Genomic DNA, 25,478 nt, shown 5'->3' with positions numbered 1-25,478 from the left:
GAGAAGTCCATGGGCGTTTCTATGGGTAGTGGCAAGGGATTTGTGTCCGAAATCAACGTAACGCCCTTTGTGGACGTTATGCTGGTGCTGCTCATCATCTTCATGGTTACCGCCCCCCTCATGACACAGGGGCTGGAGGTGGACCTGCCGCAGACACAGACGGTGGAAGTGCTGCCGACAGACAGCGACCACCTGGTACTGACCATCCGGCGCGATGGAGCCATGTTTCTGGATGAATATGCCCTGACGTTGGAAGATATGGAAGGCCACCTTCAGCGTATGGTGAAGGAACAGAACAAGCAGCTTTTCCTGCGCGCCGACCGCGAGGTGCCATATGGCGTTGTGGTGGAAGTGATGGGCCGTATCAAGGGCGCAGGCATAGTCAATCTGGGCATTGTGGCCGAGCAGCCGGATGACGAACCAACCACTAAGAAGAAGTAGGCGCATACCCCCATGCGGTTATTGAGTACGCTGCTCTCTTTGTGCCTGCACCTCAGTATAGTGTTGCTGGCGGTCTTCTGGCCCGCCTCTTCACCCAAGGTGCGGCTTGATATGCCCGTTCAGCAGGTGCGGCTGGTGGCTATTGCGGGCAAACCGGCGGCGGGAAAATCCGCCCCGGCGGTCAAGCCCGCTGCCCAAAAACCGGCTCCGGCCCCCGCGCCCAAGCCGGAACCGGCCCCTGCGCCGCCCCCGCCGCCCGCACCGGCCCCCGTTGCTGCCCCCAAGCCGGAACCGGTGCCCGTGCCCAAGCCGGATGCCACGCCCATAAGCCCCAAGAAGGAGGCTGTGGTGCCGGAGCCTCCCAAGCCGCGTGAGGAAAAGGAACCGGAGAAGAAGCCGGAACCCAAGCCCGAGCCTAAGCCGGAACCTAAAGCGGAGCCGAAGAAGGATGCCAAGCCGGAACCCAAAAAGCAGGAGCCCAAAAAGCCCCCGCAACCTTCTCCCGAGGATATCCTGAAGGCGGCACTGGCGGATACGAGCAAGGAAGTGAAGAAGTCTGCCCAATCAAAGGAACAGTCGGGGCAGCAGACGCTGAGCCAGGAACTGGCCGCATTGCAGGCAGCCGTGGAAGCCAGCCCCGGACTGGGTGACGCACTGGAAGGCATAGGCGAGGAAGGACTGGAAGGGCCGCCCACCGAAGGCGTGATAGGCAGCATAGAAGACCTCTACGCCATTGCCGTGCAAAACCTTGTGAAAAAGAACTGGCGATTTCCGCAGATGGCCACCAGAGACGAATTCGTCACGCGTGTGCGCATAGTGCTCTCTCCGGACGGCACTATCATGGATGCCTCTGTGGTTACCTCGTCGGGCAGGCCGGACTTTGACGGTTCGGCCCTGCGCGCGGTTTCGGACACCAAACAGTTGCCCAAGCCGCCAACGCCGGATATCAGTTCTATAGTTATCACCTTCAACAGCCATGAGTAGCCGGGCAACCGGCACGGCAGCAGCGGGCGGGACTACCGCCGCGTCAAGAGAATACGCATGAAAACAATCAGAACGCTTTTTCTCCTTTCCGTCGTGGCACTTGTCTTTCCTGCCATGCAGGCGGGTGCCCGTTCCATTGAGGTGGATATTTACGGACCCGGTCAAGGCGCCCTGAATCTGGTCACCACCGCCCCGCTGGGCAGCACGCCCGCCGGTGCGGTAACGGCCTCGCCTGCGGAAGGGCCGGAACTGAAGTCGCTTATTGACAGGAACATGTATTTTCTGCCCTTCATCAAGGTGGTGGAAGGCTCCACCATTCTGGGAGGCAATACCCCGGCAGGATTCAAGGCACCGGATATTGATCTGCGCCGCTACCAGCTGGCGGGGGTAGACCTTGTCATAACGCAGGCATGGCCCACGCCCGCCCCCGGCAAGCTGCCCTCAGTGGAGCTTCGGGTGTTCGAGGCGTTTTCCGGCAAGCTGGTGCTGGGCAAGGCTTACTTTGACATTTCCAAGGACATGCTGCCCCGCGTGGCAGACAGGTTCTGCGCGGATTTCATGAAGGCACTGACCGGAAGGGGCGACTTTTTTCTCTCCACCTTGGCGTTCGTGAAAAAGGCGGGCAAGACGCAGAAGGATATATGGTCCGTGCATCCCACGGGCAGAGACCTGCGTCAGCTCACCAAGCTGCCGGGCCTCAGCCTCTCGCCCTCATGGTCGCCGGACGGCCGCTACGTTATCTTCAGCCATATAGGCGACAGGTACCATTCTCTTGGTGTGTGGGACCGCCTGACACGCCGTGTGCAGCATATCAAGTTCCCGGGTAACACCATTATCGGCCCCACCTTCTTGCCCAACAACAAGGTGGCGGTAAGCCTTGCCTCCGGCGGAAACCCGGATATCTACCTGCTTAACCACATTTTCCAGAAGGAAAAGGCACTGGTGGAGAACTGGGCCATAGATGTTTCGCCATCGTTTGACGCCTCGGGCACAAAGATGGCGTATGTGTCCAGTCGCAGGGGCAACCCGCACATTTTCCTGAAGAACCTTGCCACAGGCAGTGATGATCGCATAACCACCGAAGGCAAATATAACACCACTCCCTCCATCTCTCCGGACGGGGAACTGGTAGCTTTTTCGCGCATGCTGGACGGCGGGCACCGCATTTTCGTCAAAGATCTGGTTACGGGCAGGGAAAAGCAGGTAAGCTTTGGCCCCGGCAATGACGAGATGCCTGCCTTTGCTCCAGACGGCTATTTTCTGGCATTTTCTTCAAGCAGATCAGGTCAATACAAGGTATACCTCACCACGCGTCACGGCGGGGAACCGCGTCAGGTACCCACCGGAGACGGCGAGGCGACCATGCCTTCGTGGGGTCTGGTGCCTGATTAGAAAATAATGTTATTGTCACGCCAGTGGCGTAGAATCTTGACAAGATGGCACGAGGTGGGGGGAACCCATTGATAACCCATGCGATTCATCTTGACAATTTTTACGCACAGGCTAGGATATTCTCGCGTTCCGTGCTTGGGGTGGTTCTTTAAAGACCGCCCCATTCATGATAAGAACAAGGGAATGAGGCTGACCAAATTGTGTGTCCGCTAAAAAGAGATTTGTACAGAGCATTAGGAGGATTTTCAATGCGCACTATGAAACGTTTCGGGCTGGCACTGTTTATGGTTTTGGTTTTGGCTATGAGCTTTGGCTGTGCCAAGAAGCAGGTCGCCGCAACCCCCGAGGCAGAAACCGCCACTTACGAACAGGCTCCCGTTGAGTCCGCTTACTCCGGCATGAGCGCCGAGCAGGAACTCGCAGAAGCCCTGAGCAAGGCCCGTATGGTCATCACCGACAGCAAGGTACTCTTTGATTTCGACAAGTTCGACATCAAGGCAGAATACCGCGACCAGCTGAAGGAAAAGGCCGAAATCCTGAAGAAGTTCCCCCAGCTCCGCGTGCTGGTGGAAGGACATTGCGATGAGCGTGGCACTGCTGAATACAACCTCGCGCTGGGCGAACGCCGCGCACGTACCGTCAAGGAATACCTGATGGTGCTGGGCGTTGACGCCGGTCAGATCGAAGTTGTTTCCTTCGGTGAAGAGCGTCCTGCTGTGACGGGCACCGGAGAAGCCGTGTGGTCGCAGAACCGCCGCGGCGAATTCAAGATCATCAAGTAGTACTGCATAGGATTTGTTTGGCAGAGACCCCCGCGCAAGCGGGGGTCTCTTGCGTTTGTGGCCTCCGGACTGACCGGACGAGAAGCCTCCTCCCACGCAGGGGACTTTGTGGCCGTTGCCATGCTTTCGCCGCCACATCCGGCAAATGGGCAGAACATGTCTGGCAGATGGGGCAAAGTAAAAGGCCGCCCCCAAACGGGAGCGGCCTTTTTACGAGCTGTGAACGGCAAAAAGCCTACTGCTGGGTGGTGCAATCCGTACTGGAACGGGTCATGGCACCGCGCAGTTCTTCTATGTGTTCGCGAACCTTGTCGGACTTTTTCCAATCGGCGAACAGGCTTTTCCATGTGTTGAAATCAAGGAAGCCTTTGTCGAGCTGCTCCTCATGCGACTGCACCCATGTGCCGAAGAGGTGCATTTCAAACTGAAAGGTCTGGCTGTCGAACACGCGTCCGCCCATACCCATCTGAATGGAACTTCCTTCCACTTCGCTGGAAATGTGGTTGCACACGGCGGTGCGGGAGACCTGAGGCGTAACCTCCTTGCCGTTCATCTCCTCAACAAGAGAGAACAGGGCGGGGTGGTTTTCGCGGATGCGCATAAGTCCCTGCTCGGGAACGCGTATGTAGAGCTTGTCGTCTTCTTCCGCAATAAAGTAGAAGCGCAGCCAGTTCTCAAACATCATGACTTCGCTGATGGTTTCTACGGCTTTTCCAAATTCGGTGGCGGCCATGGACGGAACTCCTTGTCTTTCCTGTTTTGCTCTGGGGCCGGGTAACTATGGTCATTGGGACCGCACCCGTCAAGTACACAATTTCACAATCTCCCGGTCTGGTCGGCCATGCGCAGCGGGGGGCGTCATGGTTGGGTGTACAGGTGGCAGCAGACCGAGTGGCCTGCCTGCGGCTGTATCCACGGGGGGGCGTCGGTGCGGCACACCGGCATACACTCCGGGCAGCGGGGGTTAAAAGGGCAGCCGGGCGGTGGGGCGAGGGGGCTGGGCAAATCGCCTGCCAAATCGACAGCCAAATTGCCAGCCGGATCGCTGGGCAAGCGTTGATACGCCTTGCGCTCCCGCACGCGGGCAACGGGCACGGCACTGAGCAGGGCGCGTGTGTACGGGTGCAGCGGTGCGGCAAAAAGGGCATCCTTGGGGGCATGCTCCATGAGCCTGCCCAGATACATGACCGCAATGTGGTCGCTGACATGCCCGACCACGGCAAGGTCATGCGAAATGAACAGGTAGGTAAGGTTCAGCCGTTGCTGCATCTCATCCAGCAGGTTCAGCACCTGTGCCTGCACAGAAACATCCAGTGACGAAACAGGCTCGTCGCAGACCACAAGGTCGGGGCGCATGATCAGCGCACGGGCAACTGCCACACGCTGCCGCTGACCGCCGGAAAATTCGTGCGGGTACCGGGTGTAGTGCTCTGCGCGTAATCCCACCTGTTCCAGCAGGTGCTCCACCCGTTCACGGCGTTCGGAGCGGGTGCCCTCTTTATGGATATCCAGCACCTCCTGAATGGATCTGCCCACGCTGCGGCGGGGGTTGAGGGACGATACAGGGTCCTGAAAGACCATCTGCACCCTGCCGGGAAGCGATTGAATGAATTCTGCGCTGCCGTGAAAGACAGATTGCCCGTCCAGCAGAATATCGCCGGAAGAGGGAGCAAGCAGCCGCACCACCATGCGGGCAAGAGTGGATTTGCCGCAGCCGCTTTCGCCCACAAGCCCCAGCGTCTGCCCCCGGCACAGGGAAAGGCTCACGTTGTCCACCGCCCGCAGCAGGGAGGGCGCGCTGGAGAACAGGGGCTGGCGCACCCGGAACGTGCGAGAGACATTACGTATTTCGAGAAACGGGTGGATAGGCAGCTCCCTTGCGCGGTTTGTTTGTCCTTGCGGCATGGAGCGGGTCTGTCCCGCCTTATGCCGTGGGTATGGCCCGGGCTGGTCAGAAAACAGGCATACAGGCTGCCGCAACCTGCTGCGGCCAATTTGCGTCCGGTCGCGTCCAGTTGTGTCTAATCGAGTCCAATCGCGACCAGTTGTGTCCGTCAGTGTCCGCCAGTGTCCGGTTGTCTCCGGCTGTCTCCGGTTGTGACCGAGATTGTAATCGGTTGCGTCATGATAGCAGAACCCGGCCCGCTTCGCCAGACGCCAGTACGGGGCCTCGCCTTCAGGAGGTGTACAGGTGACGGCTGCAGACGGCTGCTGACGACTGCTGACAACGGTTGACAACGGGGCGGCATCGGGGCAAAGCGGGGCGAACAATCAGGAAAGGAATATATGGCCAAACCCAGACCCCGCAAACCCCGTCCGCCGCTGTCCGCGCCGCAGTGGTCCTCGCTGCTGTATGTGCGGCTTGCGCCGGAGCATATAGGCATGTTCCGCTTTCTGCTGGAAGCGCAGGATAACCTTGGCTATGCCACCGTGGTGGACAAATACGCCGCCGTGCTCAAGGTGGTATTTTCTCCCCATCAGGAACGGGAAATGCGGGAATATCTTGCGGGAATGCAGCAGACCATCCCCTTTGCGCTGCTTGAGCGTCCCAACTCCCCCTCTTAGCCCTGATCCGCCCGAGTCCTCCGGCTTGCCAGAGAAACCTGCTGCAGCCCGGTCATCGCAGGGAGAGAATCAGAACAACCCCTGCATGCGCATGAGGGATTCCGTTTCCTGCATCCGGCGAACGTAGCCGGGCACGTCGAACTTGCGGCACGCGCCAGCGTAGTTCATGTACCGCACAGTGCCGAAGATGGCACGTTCCTGCCACGGGCGGTCATGCACGCCGCCCAATGCCCATGCTATCCCTGTGTAGCCGTTGGCATCGCGCCCGTCCAGAAAGTAGCGGTCATTCAGAAAAACGGCATGCTGCATGGCGTCTTCCGGCGTGCCGCTCCATTCCAGAATTTTCTTGGCCCAGTACATGCGCAGGTAGCCGTGCATGGTGCCGGTGCGGCGCATCTGCGTCTGCGCCGCGTTCCACAGCGGGTCGTGCGTGCGTGCGTTTTCCAGTGCGGGCAGGTCGTAGGCGTGTTCGCGCGGGTCTTCCCTGTGCTTGTCCAGCGTTGCGCGCGCCCAGTCGGGAAAGGCTTCCACGCTGTCGTACTGCGGCGTGTGCAGGCAAAAATTGTCCGCCAACTCGCGCCGCACGACCAGCTCTTCCAGAAAGGCTTCCCGCGCCTCTGCCGGTATGCGGCTGCCTTCACCTGTCCGGGCATGGGCAAGGGTTTCCAGCACGGCGCGCTGTGCAGAAAGCATCCCGAAATGCAGATAGGGCGAAAGGCGCGACAGGGCATCTGCGTTGGGGTCGTTGCGCTGGGCGTAAAGGGGCAGGCGCTGCGACAGAAAGGTGCGCAGCGTATGCAGGGCGGCCTCCTCACCGGGCGCTGGGCCGAACGGCGGCGGCACCTCCGGCACGTCGGCGTCCGCGCAGGCGGCATGGCGCAGGGCGTTCCAGTCCGTTGCCGGCACGGCAAAGGGCCACGGGGCGGCGGGCGCGTGCAGCGCAGGAAAGTCATCCAGAAATTCGTCCAGCAGCCTGTGGATCTTCGGGCGCAGGGTGCGGGCGGCATATTCCCGCTTGCCGGAGACGGCAAGGCAGGGCACCACGTTGCGTCCGTCCACCTCGGTCACGGGGCAGGGGGCAGCGGCGCGCACGCTGTCTAGCCAGTGCCGCTTCAGGCGCAGGGTATCAAAGTCGGTGACGATGAGCGAAGCACCCACTGCACGGGCGTATTCCGGAATGGCCGCTTCCGGGCTTTGGCGGAGCAGGATGAAGGGAATGCCGTGTCCGGTTAAGGTTGCGGCGGTTGCTTCCAGTCCGCGTAGCAGAAAGCCGAACTGACGTGCCCCTGCCCCAAGGAAGGAAGGTGCCAGCGCGTAGACCACGGCGCAGGGGGCGTTAAGGCGGTCAGCTTCGTGCAGGGCGTGCAGCAGTGCCCAGTTGTCATAGGCGCGGTGTTCCCGGTGCATCCAGTAGAGCACAGGGGTTCTGGGGCCGGTGGCTGCGTCTGGCGTGCTGCCTTGGGCTGCGTTGTCTGCTCCCGGCGCGGAAAGGAGCGTCTTTCTGTCCTGCGCCTGCGCTATGCGCCCGATGCTCCCCGAGTTGACTGCGTTCCCTGGGGCGCCTGAGTTCCCTGGGCGCCCTATGGAACCTATGAGACCGGTGGATATGGCGCGTCCGGGATGCATGCAGGTAGCCTCAGTCGTTGGCGTTGCGTGAGGCGCTCAGCCCGGCAATGATGTCCAGCATGCCCGCAGTCTGGTTGACCCGCCAGTAGAACTCTTCGGCCTCAAAGGGTTTGGTGATAAAGTCGTTGGCGCCGTTTTTCAGGAACTGGGCGGAAAGGGTGCCGGACCCGGCGGCGGAAACGCCTATTATGGCCACGCGGTCAGCCTTGTAGCGGGCGCGTACGTTGCGCACGAGTTCAAACCCGTCCATGTTGGGCATGTTGTAGTCCGTGATGATGAGCGAGATGTCCGGGTTTTCCTGCAAAACGGCAAGGGCCTGCACCCCGTCTGAGGCCTCCAGTACCTGATACCGCTGAATCTCCATGAGGTGCCGCAGGTGTTGCAGGGCCATGCGCGAATCGTCCACCACCAGTGCCTTGACGAACTGGTTGCGGAAAATGCGCTCCAGACTATGCACCATGGGGTCCATGTCCTGAATGGACCCTTTGAAGAAATAGTCCACCACGCTGCGTTCAAGAAACCGCTTGCGGATGTTTTCATTGAAGGTGGCGGTAAGCACCACAGAAGGGACGCCGTGCTCAAGGCACAGGTCCACGGCTTCGCCGTCCGGGGCATCCGGCAGATTCAGATCGATGAGGGCAACGAAAAAACGCTCACGCGAGCTTTCCAGCAAAACCCGGGCATCTTCCATGGAGTTGGCTACGGTGGTGTCGAATTGGGTGAGCGCCAGAATCTGCTTGGAGATGATCTTGGACTGGACGTGCGAGTCCTCGATGATGAGCACCGTTCTGGGAGCGTCAGCCATGGATATGGTGTTGGTCATGCGGAACCTGTTGCTGCAAAGTTCTTTCTGCGGTGTACGCCGGTTTTCCGGGCAGGGGCCGTCAGCGTGGCCGGGCCGTCGTATGGTTCCCGAACACCCTTGCCTGCCGTGTTTTTTCATACGCTGAAGGTGTGTGCCCGGAGTATGCACGCACGACCATGCACAGCATGGCCTCATTGGCGGTCACACGCGTCCACAACGAATAGACGGGCGAGTGGCCAGTCTTCCCGATGATACATCCGGCACAGAAGAGAGGCAACAGAAAAGCGGCCTGGAAGCGGTTGCTGACCTGCCGGCCATGTGCGGTGGCGGCATGGGAAAGAAGAATGGGTCAGCGTGCTTGCCGGGGCGCGAGAAGTGTAAGGCGCGTGGCCAGCCAGTCCATGACAAGGGCGGGGTTCACATTGAAGGCAAGGCTCTCCTGACATTCGGCCAGCACCTCGTCCAGCTTGCGCTGCCGGGCCGGTCCCATGTCCGCAAGGAGGCGCGCAAGGGCCGACCGGGGGTGGCCGATTATGGCTGCGGCAAGCTCGCGCTGGCAGCGGGCGATAATGTGCTGGCCGAGCAGGTTGTCCAGCGAGCCTTTGGACGAGGTACGCTGAAACCAGCCGGTGCCTTCCACGGCGAAACGGGCCAGGGCGTCGGTCCATTCCGTCAGCACAGCCGCCAGTTCGCTTTCTGTTTCCCCGGCGTCGGAAGAGGCTGCGGACGACATGGCGTCTGACTGGTCCGCGTGTTGCGGAAAAGGCTGCGGCCATGCAAGGGTAAGCACCCAGCTGCGCGAGACAAGGGTAGGCAGCAGGCGTTCCCGCTGGGGTGCCAGCAGGACAAAGCTGGTGCCGGGGCGCGGCTCCTCCAGCGACTTGAGCAGGGCGTTTGCCGCCTCGTTGCCCAGTGCCTGCGCCTCTGCAAGGATGACCATGCGTTGCCCGTCGTCGCGGGGTGGTTCGCCCAACACGGCGCGTACGGCACGCACATTGTCAATTTTTATGGAACCTTCGCGACCGTCCAGAAAGAACATGTCGCGGTGCTGGCGCGCTATCATCTGGGCGCAGGCCGTGCAGGCAAGGCAGGGGCGCTGCGTGGGCAGGGTGCAGTTAAGCAGGGCGGCCCAGTACAGGCTCATGGCCTCGCGTTCATCCGCCGTGCCGCCTTCCATGAGAAGCACCTGCGGCGGGGAATCTGTCAGACGGTGCAGAAAGCCCCGCACCCTTGCCTGACGGGAGGCAAGGGCGGGGGCCAGTATGTCGGTCATATCGGTGCGGACGCCGCCGGATTGAGTCGCGGCGGTTTTGGTGTGCGATGCGGCAGGGGCCGCAGTGCCGTCCTGTGAAACCATGGTCTTTCCGATGCTGTTTTTCTGCCGCTTACCGGCGGGGTACGGTGGCAGCCATCAGTGCTGCAGTGCAGTAATCAGGTCTTCACGCATGCCTGCGGCCGGTTAAGCCGATGTTACGCCGGTATTGAACCGGTATTGAACCGGTGTAAAACCGGTCTCCTGCATCCCGCCGCTGCTAACGGAAGATGGTCTGGTCGCGCTCCGGGCCCACGGAAATGATGGACACGCGAACGCCCGTGCGTTCTTCAATGCGCAGCACGTAGTTGCGGCAGGCCTCGGGCAGCTTGTCCCATTCGGTTATGCCGGTAATGTCCTCTTCCCAGCCGGGCATGGATTCATACACGGGGGTTACGTAGGCCATGGCGTTCTGTTCCTGCGGCACCACGGTCACGCGTTCTCCGCGATACTCGTAGGCAACGCATATTTTCAGTTCCTTCAGCCCGCTCAGCACGTCCAGCTTGGTCAGCGCGTACTCGGTGGGGCCGTTCAGGCGTGTGGTTTCGCCCAGCACCACAAGGTCCAGCCAGCCGCAGCGGCGTTTGCGCCCGGTGGTTGCGCCAAATTCGTGGCCCTTCGCCTGCATGTAGTCGCCTTCCGCGTTCTGCTGCTCGGTGGGGAAGGGGCCTGCGCCCACGCGGGTGGTGTAAGCCTTTACAATGCCGATGATGCGGTCCAGCCTGTTGGCGGGCACGCCCGCACCGGCAGAGGCGTTGCCTGCGGCGGTGTTGGAGGAGGTGACATAAGGATAGGTGCCGTGGTCAATGTCCAGATGGATGCCCTGCGCGCCTTCAAACATAACGCTCTTGCCCGCATTGAAGGCTTCCCATATTTCAGACGTAACGTCCGCAAGGTAGGGCACAAGCTTCTTGCCCGCTTCCATCACTTCGGCGTACACGGCGTCCGCATCCATGGCATCGCGTCCGTACAGGGCGGTGAACAGGGCGTTCTTTTCCACCAGTGCGTTGCGGATTTTGGCCTTGAGCAACTCCGGGTCCGCAAGGTCTGCGGCACGTATGCCCACGCGGGAGGCCTTGTCTTCGTAACAGGGACCAATGCCGCGACCCGTCGTGCCTATCTTGTCTTCGGCGGACTTGTATTCTTCGCGCGCACCGTCAAGGCTCTTGTGGTAGGGCATGATGATGTGCGTCTTCTTGCTTATCTTCAGGCGCTGCGGACCTACGACCACACCCTTGGCGGCCAGTTTTTCAATTTCCTGCCAGAAGACGGCGGGGTCAAGGACGACACCGTTGCCTATGAGGCATTTCTTGCCTTCGTGCAGGATGCCGGACGGGATAAGATGCAGGATGTACTGCTTGTCTCCCACTATGACTGTGTGGCCGGCATTGTTGCCGCCCTGAAAGCGTACGATGACGTCTATATCGCGGGTGAGCAGGTCAACAATTTTGCCCTTGCCCTCGTCGCCCCACTGGGCACCCATGATGATAATATTTGACATTAGCCTCTCCTTGTGACATGGAAATCCCCTTTCCCGACGACTCCGCGTTCTCGGAACGCAGAAAAGGCATCATCTCTTAATATACAGATACGGACAACGTCAATCTGTTCCCTCCTCAAAATCATATTCTTTCCGAGCCTTTTCATTCGTTGCGGTATCACCTGACGTCTCGTCCCCCTTTCCTTTCCTGACAGGATGGTTACGTGGACGCCAAAGGAACACGAAACGATGAAGACCCGAACGATGATCCGCCCGCGTGAGTGGGCAACTCTGATACTCCTCATAGCGGCCCAGTGTGGGCTTATCCTGTGGGAAGCCCCCCGTCCCACCCATGTGGACGGCGTGCCCCTGCTGCGGGTGGCGGCTCCCAGAATGGAGCGTGTGTCCACCACCATTTCCCCCTACGGTCCCGGATTTGAGCATGAACTGCTGGCTCTGTTTGCCGAAGGGCGGGGCTATTTGCTGGAAATGATAGAAGTGCAGACCCCCGCCGAAGCGTGGGAGGCCCTGCATTCCGGCGAGGTGGACCTTGTGGTCGGCGTGGGCGGCGTGGAACCGGAATCGCTGGAAAGCCCGGTGGTGGCGGGGCCTGTCTATGCCACGTCCCGTCCCGTGCTGGTGCACAGCACCAAACGCTACACCCTGCGCAATGAGCAGGATATGTGCGAAAACCCCATCCTCACCACCGAGCAGCACTACCTCACCGATTCGCTGCAGGAGGAAGGGCAGGGGCTGGACTGTGAACCGTGGACAGACAAGGTGGAGGGCGTGCGCGTCTCTCCCGTGCTGGACACGCTGAACGAAGACCGCGCCCGTTTCGCTCTGGTGGATGACTGGAGCTACAGCCTGTGGCAGCCGTTTTTTCTGGGGGTCAAGCCTGCCAGGTCCATGGGCAAAGAGGTGAGCTACCGCTGGTTCTGGCGTTCGGCCAACAGCGAACTGCATGCCGACCTTTCCCGGTTCTGGGAAGAACGGGAAGGCGACAGCAGGCTTGCCGTGCTGCATGAAAAGTATTTCGGGTTTCTGCCCGAAGATGTGGACTACTACGATGTGCAGAGCTTAACCCGCGCCCTGCAGAGTGCCCTGCCCCGCTACCACGATACCATCCTGAAGCACGGGCGCAAAAACGGCATCGATCCGCTGCTGCTCACCGCCGTCATCTATCAGGAATCGCGCTTTGTTGCGGACGCCACCAGCAAGACCGGCGTGCGCGGCCTGATGCAGCTTACCCAGAACACGGCGCGCGTTCTGGGCGTGGACAGGCTGGACCCTGTGCAGGCCATAGACGGCGGCGCACGGTATCTGAAGATGCTGTGGGACGCCTTTGAGCCGATGGAACTGGAACCGTGGGACCGCTGGTTCTTCACCCTTGCCAGCTACAATCAGGGGCTGGGCCACGTGTACGATGCCATTGCCCTGTCCAAATCCATGGGTGGCACGGGCAGCACGTGGCACGAACTGAAAAAGGTGCTGCCTCTGCTGGCGTGGCAGAAATACTACTCACAGACCAAGCACGGCTACACCAGAGGGTACGAGGCCGTGGCCTTTGTGGAAAGCATCCGCTACTACTATTACATCATGCACGGGTTAGTCAGTCTCTCTCGGCCGGAAGCTGAGTACCTTGGCCCGCTTGTGAGCGCCATCCCCTCCGGCTGGCCCGCCGTCATCTAGCGATGCCTGCGCATCGCGCACTTTGCCGCCTGCGGAAAGGTCTTCCAGCAGGGTAAAGGATGACTGCGGCGGAAGCCCCGTGGCATCCGGACGGGAATTTTCCGCCCAATGGTGGTTAAAGAGCTGGTTTTTCCAGCGCACCGCCTGAATGAACGAAAAGATAAGGGCCGACTCTTCCCACCGTTTGGTGGGTTCGAAGTGCTCCACCTCTTTGGCGTAGTGCTCCCACAGGTTCATGAGAGACGCTTCGTCGTAGGCGTTGAGCTGGGCGGCGAGTTTGCGTAGTGCGCGTTCCATGGTCGTATCTCCTGGCTTCCCGCCGGGAAGCCGCTATGTGATTATGTAATTCAGCTGTTTTGGCAACGGGAGCGGGGGGGGTGCTTGGCACCGCCCCCGTTCTGTTTTTCAACGCTACGACAATCGGCGAAGGGCTTCAAATGAAAATTGCCCGTCGGCGGGGTGTGTGCTACTTTCTTGCGCCTTGCCGTTGCGTGGGCAAGAATATTTCACACAGGGGAGAGAATCCGCATGAGCGACAAGGTGAGCAGCGTGTCCAACGGGCTGAAAAATATGTACAAGACCATTCTCGGCGATCCGTTTCCGGCGGAAATGACCGTCCGTCTCGGCGACCGGGAACTGGTGTACCGCAAGCGGGTATGGACCATTGACGGCGAGGAAAAGGGGCTGCGCTACGGCGAAAACCCCGATCAGCCGGCCGCCCTGTATGAACTGGCTGAAGGCGGACTGACCCTCGGCGGCGTGAGCTTCCGCGGCGCGGGCAAGGGGCTTGTTTCCGCCCTGACCGAAGAGCATATGATTCAGGCGGGCAAGCATCCGGGCAAGACCAACCTCACGGACGTGGACAACGGCATAAACATGCTGCAGTACCTGACCGCCAAACCCGCCGCACTTATTCTCAAGCACAACAATCCGTGCGGCGCGGCATGGTCCGCCAAGGGCGTTGCCGACGCGCTGGACAAGGCCTACCGCAGCGACCGCATTGCCGCCTTCGGCGGCGCGGTGGTGGTGAACCGGCCCATGGATAAGGCCGCCGCAGAACTGGTGAACAGCGTGTATTTTGAGGTGGTGGCCGCCCCGGATTTTGAAGAGGGCGTGGTAGATATCCTCAAGAAGCGCAAGAACCTGCGCATTCTGCACATTCCCGGCATGGCGCGGCTTGAGGAACTGGTGAGCGAGCCGTTCCTTGATTTCAAATGCCTGACAGACGGCGGCATCATCATCCAGCAGTCGTTCCGCAACCGCATCCTCACCGTAGATGATTTTCTGCCCGCCACGGCGGACAAAAACGGCGTGCAGGTGGCGGCGCGCAAACCCACCCCGGAAGAGGCAGACGACCTGCTCTTCGCGTGGGCGGTGGAGTCCGGCGTTACCTCCAACTCCATTATCTTTGCGCGCGGCGGTGCCACGGTTTCCATCGGCACGGGCGAGCAGGACCGCGTGGGCTGCGTGGAACTGACCGTGCACAAGGCCTACACCAAGTATGCGGACATGCTGGCCTTTACCGAGCATAACCTGTCGCTGTACGAGATGAAGCAAAAGGCCGCCACAGACCCTGCATTGGCAGAAGCCCTTGCGGACATAGACGCCCGCACCCGCGCTGCCAGGGGTGGTCTGCCAGGAACGGCCATGGTTTCGGACGGCTTTTTCCCCTTCCGCGACGGCGTGGATGCGGCACTGGCGCACGGCGTTTCCGCCATTGCCCAGCCCGGCGGCTCCATGCGCGACCATGAGGTGATTCAGGCTGTGAACGAAGCCAGCCCGCAGGTGGCCATGGTGTTTACGGGCCAGCGGTCCTTTAAGCATTAAGCGCGTGCCTCTGCGTTTTCTGCAACATGCGGGAAAAGGCGGGGCGGGGCTGCCTCGTGTGTTGTCCCATGCCCTGTCCGGCGGACAGCGGCAGGCACCGTTCAGGCGGCAATAATCCGGGTGTAATCATTCCGTACGGGCAGCATGTGCGCAGCGTACGGAGAACATAAAGCAGGCAGTATGGCATCTTCTCTGGTCCGGTATCCCGGTCCCGGCTGCGTTGTGGAGTTCATGCACGGCAACAAGGCGCAGGTGGCGTGGGTGCTGGAAGAACAATCCGGCAAGCTGCGGCTGTTCACCCTGAACAAGCGGGAAATGAAGCTGGCAACGGCGCGTATCCTGCCGTGGGCAGGACCGCAGTATTCCGGCGAGCATTCCCGGCAGCAGATAGGCGACATTCTGGATGACCACCACAGGCGGCGCGAGGCCCGCGAGGCGGAAATAGCCGCGCTGGAACTGTGGGAACTGGCGCAGGGCGAGGTGGATAAAGCCTCTGTGGAGTGGTTTGCCGAACTGCTGTGGGAACAGCCTCATGTGGACGATGTGGCCGCACTGGGGCATGCCCTGCTTGCGTGCAAGACACACTTCCGGTTTCAGCCGCCGGACTTTGAGATCTATTCCGCAGAGCGTGTGGAATCGCGCATGGTGGAAGAGCGCAAGCGCGAAGAACGCGAGATGCTGGTGACCGCTGGGCAGGAATTCTTCCAGTCCCTGTGGGAGTCGGCGTCACGCGGCAAACCGCTGGGCAGGCAGCCGGAAGGCGAACTGCGGGAGCGGTTCAGGGACGTTATCCTCGGGCGCATGGCAGACCCGGATAACCACGATGTTGAGCAGGTCTGGAAGCTGCTCACAAAAGGGCTGCCGGAAGACCCGCACATGCCGCTGCGGCTGGCGCAGGCGTGGGGGCTGGTTCCGCCGCACCACAATTTCTGGCTGGACCGCGCAGGCTACGACTGCACAGAGGCTTGGGCAGCACCCCACGCGGAAGAGGTGGAATCCCTGCAACGCAAGGTGCGTGACCTGTGCGGCGAACCGGACGGGTACGGGTATATTTCCATAGATTCCGCCTCCACGCGCGACATTGACGATGCCTTTGCCATTGCGCGCAGAGAGGACGGGGGCTGGCGTCTGCGCATCGCCATTGCCTGCCCCGCGCTGGAATGGCCCTTTGAAGGACCGCTGGACCGCGAAGTGCTGCGGCGTGCCACCAGCGTGTATCTGCCGGAGGGCAACGGCAATATGCTGCCCACCGCGCTGGGCACGGACTTTTTCAGCCTTATGGGGGGCGAGGTGCGCCCTGCCATGGTGCTGGATATGGAACTTTCCGCAGAGGGCGAGACTAAGCGGTGCGCGCCTTCCATGCAGTGGGTGCGCCTTGCAGGCAACCTTACCTATGTGGACTGCGAGGCGGTTATCGCCGGAGGCGGGGAAGCAACGCCCGCTGCTGCGCACAGGGAACAGATTCTTTGTGCCATGGAGCTTGCAGATGTGCTCATCGCCCGCCGGGTGCGCAACGGGGCGGTGATTATAGACCGCAACGACCCCAAGGTGGTGCTCAGCGGCGAAGGGGCTGACGTGCGGGTGGAAATCCACGACGCGGAAGAAGTGCCCCGGTCCATGCTGCTGGTGAGCGAAATGATGATTCTGGCCAATTCCGGTCTTGCGCTGTGGGCGCGGGAACGGGATGTGCCCCTGCTGCACCGCACGCAGGATGTGGCGGTGCCCAAGGAGTATGCGGGTATCTGGAGCGCGCCGCAGGATATTGCCCGTGTGGTCAAGTCGCTCTCCTCCGCCTTGCTGGAACCCGCCCCCAAGCCGCACCGGGGCATAGGGGTAGAGGCGTACAGCCCGGTCACGTCTCCGCTGCGCCGTTACCCGGACCTGATGAACGTGGCGCAGGTGCTGCATTATGTGCGCGAAGGCGCGCCCTTGTGGACGCGGGAAGCCCTTGCCGCCATGCTGCCCGTGCTGGGTGCCCGGCTGGATGCCGTGGGGCAGATACAGCGGTTCCGTCCGCGTTACTGGAAGCTACTGTATTTCCGCCAGCGGGGCGACAAGGAGTGGTGGAACGCCGTGGTAACGGAAGATAATGACATGTTCGTCACCGTTTCGCTGCCGCGCGAGCAGATTTTCGTGCGGGGCAGGCGCAAGTCGTTCGGCGACAAGGTGTATCCCGGCCAGCGGCTGCGCGTGCGGCTGGGCAAGGTGCATCCGCTGGAAAACGAGATACAGATCCTTGATGTGATGGAAGAAGAATAGGAGAGGTTATGCTGGGTATACTTTTGTGGCTCCTCATCGCGTACATGATAGGTTCCGTTCCCTTCGGCCTGCTGGTGGCCAAGGCCGCCTGCGGTGTGGACCCGCGCAACGGCGGCAGCGGCAACGTGGGAGCCACCAACGTGGCAAGGCTGTGCGGTACCCGCTACGGCATGCTGACGCTGGTGCTGGACCTGCTCAAGGGCGTGGTGCCTGTGTGGGCGGGCATGCTGGTAAGCACCAGCCCGCTGTTCCTTTCGCTGGTCGCGCTGGCTGCGCTGCTGGGGCATGTGTACTCCATGTTTCTGGACTTCAAGGGCGGCAAGGCTGTGGCCACCACCATCGGCGTGTTCATCCCGCTGGCGTTTTCCAGCCTGCTTGCTTCGGCGCTGGTGTGTCTGCTGGTCATCTGGCGCACGGGCTACGTTTCCCTTGGCTCGCTCACTCTGGTAACCATTATGCCTGCGGCACTGCTCATCACCGGCTGCTGGGCATATATTCCCCTTGCGCTGGGCGTAATGGCGCTGGTGTACTGGACCCACCGCGAAAACATTGCGCGGCTGGCACGCGGCGAGGAAAAGTCCTGGCAAAAGAAAAAGCATGAGGAAGCGGCATAATGCGAAACGCAGATGTATTTCCCCGCTACCGGGGAAACATGGAATATTTCTGCCTTGGCTGCGGTTCGCGCCACGGCGTGGATGAACTTTTGTACACCTGCCCCACGTGCGGCGGCGTGTTTCTGCTGGATAACCTTGCCTTTGACAGGCTGGCAGAAACCCCCGGCGATGAGTGGCAGCAGATTTTCGATGAGCGGGCCGCTTCGCGCAATACGGCCCTGCGCGGCATATTCCGTTTCTACGAGCTTATGGCCCCCGTGCTGGAAGAAGAGGATATCGTCTACCTCGGAGAGGGCAACACCCCCATAGTGGAAGCCAGCCCGCATCTGGCGGAAAAGACGGGGGTGCGGTTCGCCTACAAGAATGACGGGCAGAACCCCAGCGCCTCCTTCAAAGACCGGGGCATGGCGTGCGCCTTTTCCTACCTCAAGGCTCTGGTGCGCAGGCACGGATGGGACGATGTGCTCACCGTGTGCGCTTCAACGGGAGATACCTCTGCCGCTGCCGCGCTGTATGCCTCCTACGTGGGCGCGCCCCTCAAGTCCGTGGTGCTGCTGCCCCACGGCAAGGTCACGCCGCAGCAGCTTTCGCAGCCGCTGGGATCCGGTGCCACCGTGCTGGAAGTGCCCGGCGTGTTCGACGACTGCATGAAGGTGGTGGAGCATCTGGCGGAACACTACCGCGTGGCCCTGCTGAATTCCAAGAACAGCTGGCGCATTCTGGGGCAGGAATCCTATGCCTTTGAAATTGCCCAGTGGTATAACTGGGATGTGGCGGACAAATGCGTGTTTGTGCCCATTGGCAACGCGGGCAACATAACCGCCGTCATGGGCGGGTTCCTCAAGCTGCACAGGCTGGGCATCATCCCCGCGTTGCCCCGTGTCTTCGGTGTGCAGTCGCACCATGCGGACCCCGTCTACCGCTATTACAGCGTAGATGACCCTGCGGAGCGGGAATACAGGCCGGTCACGGTCACGCCTTCCGTGGCGCAGGCAGCCATGATAGGCAACCCGGTGTCCTTCCCGCGCGTGCGGCACTTTGCAGAACAGTTCGAGGCCATAGGCGGCCGCGGCGCGTTTCAGGTGTTGCAGGTCACGGAACAGCAGATCATGGACGGCATGATAGAGGTGAACCGCCACGGGCACATTGCCTGCACGCAGGGCGGCGAATGCTTTGCTGGCCTCAAACGCGCGCTGGAGCTGGGGCTTATGGCAGAAGGGCAGAGCGCCGTGCTGGATGCCACCGCCCATGCCATGAAGTTTGCCGGGTTTCAGGATATGTATTTCAGCAACGCCTTTCCGCCCGAATACGGCGTGGTGCCGGATATGTCGCTCGCCAACAGGCCGGAACTGCTGCTGGATGCGGCGGACAAAGACCGCCTTTCTCCCACCGAATTCACGCTGGCTGCCGCAAAGGCCATTGCGGAGCGGCTGGGATTGCAGGGAAAATAGTCCTTCTCCAAGTGCACGATAGAATGACCAAAGCCCCGTTGCCTTTGCGCAGCGGGGCTTTTCTTTTATCCAGATATGTTAGCGATCTTTCAAGAGCGATAACTCGTGGTGAATGCGCATAACCGGGAGCTATCACTCCTGTTGTACAGGGAACTCCCTCCGACAACAGGGAAATACCCGCACGCTATTCGGGCACTGCTGTCTCCTGAGTCGTCAGCCGCAGCCTACCCCCTGCCCAGCGTCATGCCGGAGAGCTTCTTGTACAGGCTTACGGCAGAGGTGTCGGTCATGCCGGAAACAAAGTCGGTAACTTCCAGCATGTGTTCGTACAAACTGTCCTGTGCCGCATGGCGGATGGCGGGGAAAAGTTTGACAACGGTTGTATCCCGTGTGGTCATGCGGCCGTTATAACGTCTGAACACGGCACCGCCGAAGGCAGTGAGCAATCTGTCCATCACCTCGTAGCCGGCAGCCTCTATCTCCACCACCTGCGGGTCCTGATAGACCTTGGCGTAGTTCACCTCGCCCAGCCGCGCAAAGGGAGTCGCCAGCGCCATGTGCCGGGTAAGTCCCTTTTTCAGGTGTTCGCCGCGCAGCAGAGCGTCTTCGTGCTCCATAAAGCAGTCCACAGCGCTCCGCACCACGCCGCCCATGGCAACAGCGCGGAGAAATTCCACCTGCTCGGTAGGTTGACGCATGGCTTCCAGTGAGCGCTCCCACCAGTTGTTTTCCGGTGCGATGAGGGGGCAGAGCAGGTCGCGTACTTCGTCATACGTCACGCGTCCGCGCCGGAAGCCGTCCTCCACGTCGGCAATGGAGTAGCAGATATCATCGGCTGCCTCCACGAGGTAGGCGAGGGGATGCCGGGCCCATGCGGCCAATGGGGTCTGTCCGGTGCCGTCTGGCCCAGTACAACGTGACCCGTCAGGCCGCAGGGCTATCAGTCCCAGTTCTTCCGCCGCCTGCGCGAAGCTATCCTTCTCCGCCCGGAACAGGCCGAATTTTGTATACCGTCCCCCGGCATTCTGCCCGCTGTCCATGACAGAGGCATCGCACGGGTACTTCATAAACGCGCCCAGCACCGCGCAGGTCAGGCGCATCCCGTATGCCCGGTCCGGAAACTGCAGCCGGTTCAGAATGCGGAACCCCTGCGCGTTGCCCTCAAAGTAGAGAAGATCGGCGCGGCAGGCTTCCGGTAACTGGCCGATAATTTCCTGACCCGTAGGGTGGGAGAGGAACCATTCGCGGATAGCGTCCTCGCCGCTGTGCCCGAAAGGCGGATTGCCCATGTCGTGCGCCAGCGCTGCGGTGGCCACCACGGCGCCGAAGTCGTCTTCTGTCAGGCTATGCAGGCCGTTATGACCGGACGGGCCATTATCACCGGACAGGCCATGCCGGTCGGTCGCAAAGGAACCCGAAGAGCCTGCAAGGGATGCATTCACGCCTGCGCCATCGGCAGTGCCATCGGCAAGCCGCCGCGAAGGACTGCCCGCAGTGCCGTGCCCGCTGTCTTCCGTGCATTCGTTCGTGTTGTCACCGCGCAGGCGGGCAAGAATGCGGCGTCCCGCCAGTGTGCCCAAGGTGCGGCCAATGTTGGAAGCCTCCAGACTGTGGGTCAGGCGGGTGCGCACGTAGTCTGTCTCCGCCAGCGGAAATACCTGTGTCTTGTCCTGCAGGCGTCGGAAGGCGGAGGAAAAGACGATGCGGTCATGGTCGGTGTTAAAATCCGTGCGGCCTTCCTTGGGGGTCTTTCTGGTCTGTCCCAGACGGGCGGTGGAAAGAAGTCGCTCCCAGTCCATGCTGCTCATGTGGCTCCTTGTGCGGGAATACGCCCGCGTTCCTTGCCTGAACGGCGAATTGTAACGTATCAGAAAACGTATCCGGTCATCCGGGGCGGCTGCGTGGTGCCGGGGGTGGTCCAAACGTATCCGCTGGTATCCGTCTGTATCCGTCTGTTTCCGGGTGTACCGCCCGTTATCGGGTGTTACCGGATGTACCCGGGTACCGTTCCAGAATCTTCAGGGTGTTGCATACTTCAGGAGTTACGCATGTTGCAACAGTATTGGCGCGGGCTGCCCGCATGGTTCCGAACGGCACTGCTGCCGGGCACGGTGGGGTCGTTCCGCTGCATGCGGCTTGCCGCGCGGGCACTGGGCGGAGAGCACGGCGACGGGCAGGGGGTGGACGCCACCCTGTTCATGGCGGGGCGCGACCTGCTGCTGGCAGCGTGGGAAGATGACCCGCTGAACGGGGATTTTGCCCACCAGCTGCTCTCGCTGGACAGTCAGATGCCGTGGCTGAGCATGTCTGCCAAGGCCACGCTGCTGCGGCTGGCGGCCTGTTTCAACAGGCCGGAGAACCAGCGATACTATCAGCGGCTGGCGCAGCAGGCCGATTACGGCAGGATACGGAGCTATCTGGACGGCGAGCGGGCAAAGGACACCGCCAACGCCTACTGGTTGCAGCAGGTTCTGGCGGTGGGGGAGTTGTCGGGCGATCTTCCGTGGGTGCTGGAGCATGTGCGTGACCACTGGCCGGAACCGCTGGTCGAATGTGCGCAGTTGCGCATGGGGGTGCTCACCCATGTGCTCACCGCCATGGGGCGGCATGATGCGGTGCTGCATCTGTTTGCCCGCGCGGCGCAGGAAGGCGTGACCGCCGTGGGGCTGTGCGCCGCAGCCGCTGTGAGTGAGGAAGCGGAGGCGCACCATGCCGCCGGGGCTGCGGCCCGTTGTCTGGCGGAGAGGGAAGCCGCAGACTCCCTGCTGTCCATGGTGCCCGGTGGGCCGTTGCTGCTGGCGGACAGGCTGGCCCACTGCCTGTGGAAGGCAGGGGAGCGTGAGGGGGCGCATACGCTGTGGCGTCGCATACTGGTGTTGCGCCCCTGGAACGTGAACGCGCTCATGCGGCTGCACGACTCTGTGCAGGAAAACGACAGGCCGCAGGATGGCGCGCAACTGGGCCGGGTGGCGGCGTTGCTGTATTCGTGGAACAAGGCGGACGACCTGAACGCCGCCTTGGAATGCCTTGCGCCTTCCGCCTCCGGGCTATGGCGCATCGTGGCATTGAACAACGGCAGCACAGACGGCACAGGTGACGTGATAACCGCGTGGGCGGACCGGCTGGGCGGGCGCATGCAGGCAATTCACCTGCCGGTGAACGTGGGCGCGCCTGCTGCACGCAACTGGCTTAAAAACCTGCCGGAAATGGCGCAGGCTGATTTTATTGCCTATCTGGATGACGATGCCATGCTGCCGCCCGACTGGCTGGGGCACATGGCGCGCGCGGTGCATGTCTGCCCGCAGGCTTCCGTATGGGGCGGCAAAATTCTGGACCAGCATGCCCCGCACGTGGTGCAGTCCGCCGATCTGCATCTGACCATCAAGAGCGGCACGGAAGAAGAGGTGGAAGCGGCGTTCAGCCTTGCCCACGCCCTTGCCGTGCCCTTCAATGTAAAGGATATCCACGCGCAGGTGTCGGATACCGGACGGTTCGACTACATCCGCCCCTGTGTGTCCGTGACCGGGTGCTGCCACCTCTTCCGCGCGGCGGACCTTGCGGCGGGCGGAGATTTTTCACTGTTCTACTCGCCCTCGCAGTATGATGATCTGGAGCACGACCTGCGCATGGCGGTGCAGGGCAGGCACTGCGCCTACACGGGGTTCCTTGCGGTGCGCCACCTCAAGCGCACGGGCAAGGCGGTGGGCATGTCCGCCGCGCAATACGGTAACGGCATGGGCAATAAGTTCAAGCTGCACGCCGCCTATGGGCGTGACCGCATAGAGGCCATCATGCGGGCGGAGTCTGCGCTGCTGGAACAGGATTTGCTTGCCAAGGCCAGTGTGCTGGATTCCCTGCCGCCGGAGTAGCGCCACGGCGCATCGTTGCGGAGCAGGGCAGGCACCCCCGTGCGGCGCGGGCTGCGGCGGGACAAGAACTTTTTCCACACCGGAGGCGGCGCGGCATGCATGTCAAATATCTGATCATAGGGGCCGGACCCACAGGGCTGGGTGCAGGGCACAGGCTGCGGGAGCTGGGCGAAACCAGCGTGCTGCTGCTGGAAAAAAATGCCTACACGGGCGGGCTTGCAGCCAGCTTCAAGGATTCCGCAGGGTTTACCTGGGATCTGGGCGGGCACGTGGTCTTTTCGCACTATGCGTATTTCGACAGGCTCATAGAGGACCTGCTGGGCGATGCCTATCTGGAGCACCAGCGCATCGCCATGGTGCGCATGCTGGAACGCTGGGTGCCCTATCCCTTCCAGAACAACCTGCGCCATCTGCCGCGCGAGGTGCAATGGGAGATAGTGGAAGCCATGCTCCCCGGCAGAAGACCGGAGAAGCAGCCCGCCAACTTCCGCGAATGGATGGACGTGGTGTTCGGGGCGGGCATCGCCAAATATTTCATGGTCCCGTACAATTTCAAGGTATGGGCCACCCCGGCGGAGATGATGGCTTATCACTGGATAGGCGAACGCGTCTCCGTGGTGAATCTTGAGATGGTGCTCAAAAACCTGATTCTGGAACTGGATAACAAGAGCTGGGGCCCCAACAATGTCTTCCGTTTTCCGCTGTTCGGCGGCACGGGAGAGATATTCACCCGTCTGGGCGACCGTCTGGGCGACATGGTGCGCCGCAATACCGAGGTGGTTGCCGTAGACGCCCAAGCCAAGGTGGCGGAAACATCGCAGGGTGAACGCATTACCTACGAATATCTTCTCAATACCGGCCCGCTGGACCAGTTCGTGCTGCAAAGCCTGAACACCCCCAACGGGGAATTGCGCGAGGCGGCGGGCAGGCTGGCGCACAACTCCGTGTTCGTGGCGGGGGTGGGCGTGGACGGCATGCGCGACGACCCCACCTGCTGGATGTATTTCCCGGAAGATAACGCGCCGTTCTACCGCGTGACCAACTTCCACAACTATTCGCCCAATAACGCCGCCAAACCCGGTGCCTCGCGTGCGCTGATGTGCGAAATATCCTACTCCCGCCACAAGAAGGAAGACCTGTCGCAGCTCATGGAATCCACCGTGCAGGGACTGGTGAACACAGCGCTGATGGACGAAAAGGACCGGGACAACATCCTCTCGCGCTGGTCCTGCGAACTGGAGTACGGGTACCCCGTGCCCACGCTGGAGCGCGACCCCGCCCTGCGCGTACTGCAACCGTGGCTGGAGAGCCGCGACATCTACTCGCGCGGACGCTTCGGCGGCTGGCAGTACGAGGCCGCAAACATGGACCATTCCGTCATGCAGGGTGTGGAATGGGCAGAGCGCATGGTGCTGGGCAATCAGGAAACCACGTATGTGGTAAAGTAGGCCTGCGACCACGTTACCGCCGTCTAAGGTCGCCTTACTTTACCCTGCCTGTGTCTTCCTCTCCCTTGCCTGCGCCTTACCTTGGCCTTACTTTGGCCTTATCTTGGCATTATTTTGCCCGGACAGGGAGCATCTCGCCCAGAAATATTCCCTGCTCCGTGACCACCGCGCGGTGGGGATATACCTCCACGCCCGCGTCCAGCGCCTGCCAGAACAGGTCGGCATAGGCGGGGTCGATGAAGTCCGCAGGGCCGAAGCAGGAGCCGTCCGCCCGTTGCACCAGATAGAAAAACGCGGCCCGGAACCCCTGCTCCACAAGCCCCATCATCTCCCGTATGTGCTTCTGCCCGCGTTCCGTGGCCGCGTCCGGGAAGCAGGCCACATCGTCTTCCACCATGGTAACATTCTTACACTCCACCCAGAGGGGCGGCAGCGTTGTTTCTCCGCCCCCATCCCCCTGTGCCGGGTTTTGCGGGTCTGCGGTAAGGCAGGCGTCCAGACGGCTTTCTCCGAACCTGGCCTCGCGCCGCAGGTGCGTATAGCCCGCCGCCCACGGGAGCAATCCCGCATGAAAGGCGGCTTCCAGCAGCCTGTTGGGCGTGGCGGTGTTCACCCCCACCCAAAAATCGCCCGACCAGTCGCGCATGCGCACGGCCTCCTGCGTCCATCTGAGCTTGCGGTCCGGGTTGGCGGCGGGCGAGGCGAGCACGGGCGCGCCGGGGCGCAGCAATCCCATCATGGAACCGGAATTATTGGAATGCACCCATTCCGACCGGCCATTGTGCACTATCTCCACGCTGAACCGCTTGACGCGCCGGACAAACGCTCCGGTGATGCAGCCCTGCGGAAAGGGAATGAGCGGTTTTGCGGTCATGCTAAATCCTTTGTAATCGGGGGATTGGAACGCCGTTCAGTGTGGCGTATCTTCACC

At 61.4% G+C, this 25,478-nt stretch carries 21 protein-coding genes; 12 read left to right on the top strand and 9 right to left on the bottom strand.

Annotated features, from left to right (window positions below; all coding sequences use genetic code 11):
- Positions 1–9 precede the first annotated feature (9 nt).
- The 4 genes from tolR (at position 10) to pal (ending at position 3,599) form a co-directional block, all read left to right on the top strand.
- Positions 10–441 (top strand): protein TolR, encoded by a 432-nt coding sequence (gene tolR / locus HUV26_RS05535; RefSeq protein WP_174409121.1) that lies wholly within the window; start codon positions 10–12, stop codon positions 439–441.
- A 12-nt stretch (positions 442–453) separates the two neighbouring features.
- On the top strand, positions 454–1,425 hold the full coding sequence (locus tag HUV26_RS05530; RefSeq protein WP_174409120.1) for an energy transducer TonB: 972 nt from the start codon (positions 454–456) through the stop codon (positions 1,423–1,425).
- Positions 1,426–1,482: 57 nt separating this feature from the next.
- Positions 1,483–2,817 (top strand): beta-propeller domain-containing protein, encoded by a 1,335-nt coding sequence (locus HUV26_RS05525; protein WP_174409119.1) that lies wholly within the window; start codon positions 1,483–1,485, stop codon positions 2,815–2,817.
- A 248-nt stretch (positions 2,818–3,065) separates the two neighbouring features.
- Entirely contained in the window at positions 3,066–3,599 is a 534-nt protein-coding gene (gene pal, locus HUV26_RS05520) for a peptidoglycan-associated lipoprotein Pal (protein ID WP_174409118.1), read from the top strand.
- 235 nt (positions 3,600–3,834) lie between these two features.
- Here pal and HUV26_RS05515 read toward each other — a convergent pair whose 3' ends face one another.
- Together HUV26_RS05515 and HUV26_RS05510 are read right to left on the bottom strand one after the other, a co-directional pair.
- Positions 3,835–4,332 (bottom strand): hypothetical protein, encoded by a 498-nt coding sequence (locus HUV26_RS05515; protein ID WP_174409117.1) that lies wholly within the window; start codon positions 4,330–4,332, stop codon positions 3,835–3,837.
- Positions 4,333–4,457: 125 nt separating this feature from the next.
- Complete coding sequence (locus HUV26_RS05510; RefSeq protein WP_174409116.1) at positions 4,458–5,504, bottom strand: ABC transporter ATP-binding protein; 1,047 nt, start codon at positions 5,502–5,504, stop codon at positions 4,458–4,460.
- A gap of 381 nt (positions 5,505–5,885) precedes the next feature.
- On the opposite strand from HUV26_RS05510, the gene HUV26_RS05505 reads away from it, so the two are divergent.
- Complete coding sequence (locus tag HUV26_RS05505) at positions 5,886–6,164, top strand: DUF4911 domain-containing protein (RefSeq protein WP_174409115.1); 279 nt, start codon at positions 5,886–5,888, stop codon at positions 6,162–6,164.
- Between the two features lie 69 nt (positions 6,165–6,233).
- Here HUV26_RS05505 and HUV26_RS05500 read toward each other — a convergent pair whose 3' ends face one another.
- From HUV26_RS05500 to HUV26_RS05485, 4 genes are all read right to left on the bottom strand, one after another.
- Positions 6,234–7,790, bottom strand: a complete 1,557-nt coding sequence (locus HUV26_RS05500; RefSeq protein WP_243451283.1) for a deoxyribodipyrimidine photo-lyase — start codon at positions 7,788–7,790, stop codon at positions 6,234–6,236.
- 10 nt (positions 7,791–7,800) lie between these two features.
- The gene (locus HUV26_RS05495) at positions 7,801–8,613 is read right to left on the bottom strand and encodes a response regulator (RefSeq protein ID WP_243451282.1); all 813 of its coding nucleotides are present in this window, start codon (positions 8,611–8,613) and stop codon (positions 7,801–7,803) included.
- Between the two features lie 331 nt (positions 8,614–8,944).
- Complete coding sequence (locus HUV26_RS05490) at positions 8,945–9,868, bottom strand: DNA polymerase III subunit delta' (protein WP_174409236.1); 924 nt, start codon at positions 9,866–9,868, stop codon at positions 8,945–8,947.
- A 259-nt stretch (positions 9,869–10,127) separates the two neighbouring features.
- Complete coding sequence (locus tag HUV26_RS05485) at positions 10,128–11,408, bottom strand: adenylosuccinate synthase (RefSeq protein WP_174409114.1); 1,281 nt, start codon at positions 11,406–11,408, stop codon at positions 10,128–10,130.
- 228 nt (positions 11,409–11,636) lie between these two features.
- Between HUV26_RS05485 and HUV26_RS05480 the strand changes: the two genes are divergently transcribed.
- Positions 11,637–13,079: a transglycosylase SLT domain-containing protein gene (locus HUV26_RS05480; protein ID WP_174409113.1), complete on the top strand. Its 1,443-nt coding sequence runs from the start codon at positions 11,637–11,639 to the stop codon at positions 13,077–13,079.
- Here HUV26_RS05480 and HUV26_RS05475 read toward each other — a convergent pair.
- Complete coding sequence (locus HUV26_RS05475; RefSeq protein ID WP_174409112.1) at positions 12,996–13,376, bottom strand: hypothetical protein; 381 nt, start codon at positions 13,374–13,376, stop codon at positions 12,996–12,998. The two genes, HUV26_RS05480 and HUV26_RS05475, sit on opposite strands and share 84 nt — an antisense overlap.
- 231 nt (positions 13,377–13,607) lie before the next feature.
- Between HUV26_RS05475 and HUV26_RS05470 the strand changes: the two genes are divergently transcribed.
- The 4 genes from HUV26_RS05470 to thrC all read left to right on the top strand — a co-directional run bounded on the left by HUV26_RS05470 (position 13,608) and on the right by thrC (position 19,230).
- The gene (locus HUV26_RS05470; RefSeq protein ID WP_174409111.1) at positions 13,608–14,906 is read left to right on the top strand and encodes an IMP cyclohydrolase; all 1,299 of its coding nucleotides are present in this window, start codon (positions 13,608–13,610) and stop codon (positions 14,904–14,906) included.
- A gap of 180 nt (positions 14,907–15,086) precedes the next feature.
- The gene (locus HUV26_RS05465; RefSeq protein WP_174409110.1) at positions 15,087–17,165 is read left to right on the top strand and encodes a ribonuclease catalytic domain-containing protein; all 2,079 of its coding nucleotides are present in this window, start codon (positions 15,087–15,089) and stop codon (positions 17,163–17,165) included.
- A gap of 8 nt (positions 17,166–17,173) precedes the next feature.
- On the top strand, positions 17,174–17,779 hold the full coding sequence (gene plsY, locus HUV26_RS05460) for a glycerol-3-phosphate 1-O-acyltransferase PlsY (RefSeq protein WP_243451281.1): 606 nt from the start codon (positions 17,174–17,176) through the stop codon (positions 17,777–17,779).
- The gene (gene thrC, locus HUV26_RS05455; protein WP_174409109.1) at positions 17,779–19,230 is read left to right on the top strand and encodes a threonine synthase; all 1,452 of its coding nucleotides are present in this window, start codon (positions 17,779–17,781) and stop codon (positions 19,228–19,230) included. Before plsY ends, thrC begins: the two co-directional genes overlap by 1 nt.
- Positions 19,231–19,454: 224 nt before the next feature.
- Here the strand turns inward: thrC and dgt are convergent, their stop codons facing one another.
- Entirely contained in the window at positions 19,455–21,038 is a 1,584-nt protein-coding gene (dgt, locus tag HUV26_RS05450; protein WP_174409108.1) for a dGTP triphosphohydrolase, read from the bottom strand.
- Positions 21,039–21,278: 240 nt separating this feature from the next.
- On the opposite strand from dgt, the gene HUV26_RS05445 reads away from it, so the two are divergent.
- Together HUV26_RS05445 and HUV26_RS05440 are read left to right on the top strand one after the other, a co-directional pair.
- The gene (locus tag HUV26_RS05445) at positions 21,279–23,099 is read left to right on the top strand and encodes a glycosyltransferase family 2 protein (protein WP_174409107.1); all 1,821 of its coding nucleotides are present in this window, start codon (positions 21,279–21,281) and stop codon (positions 23,097–23,099) included.
- Positions 23,100–23,194: 95 nt separating this feature from the next.
- Complete coding sequence (locus HUV26_RS05440) at positions 23,195–24,547, top strand: protoporphyrinogen/coproporphyrinogen oxidase (protein WP_174409106.1); 1,353 nt, start codon at positions 23,195–23,197, stop codon at positions 24,545–24,547.
- A gap of 109 nt (positions 24,548–24,656) precedes the next feature.
- On the opposite strand, the gene sfsA is transcribed toward HUV26_RS05440, so the two are convergent.
- Complete coding sequence (sfsA, locus tag HUV26_RS05435; RefSeq protein ID WP_174409105.1) at positions 24,657–25,421, bottom strand: DNA/RNA nuclease SfsA; 765 nt, start codon at positions 25,419–25,421, stop codon at positions 24,657–24,659.
- Between the last annotated feature and the right edge of the window lie 57 nt (positions 25,422–25,478).

This window comes from Desulfovibrio psychrotolerans (assembly GCF_013340305.1).
GTDB classification, from domain to species: Bacteria; Desulfobacterota; Desulfovibrionia; order Desulfovibrionales; family Desulfovibrionaceae; genus Halodesulfovibrio; species Halodesulfovibrio psychrotolerans.
This window is presented reverse-complemented; position numbering and strand designations above follow the sequence as displayed.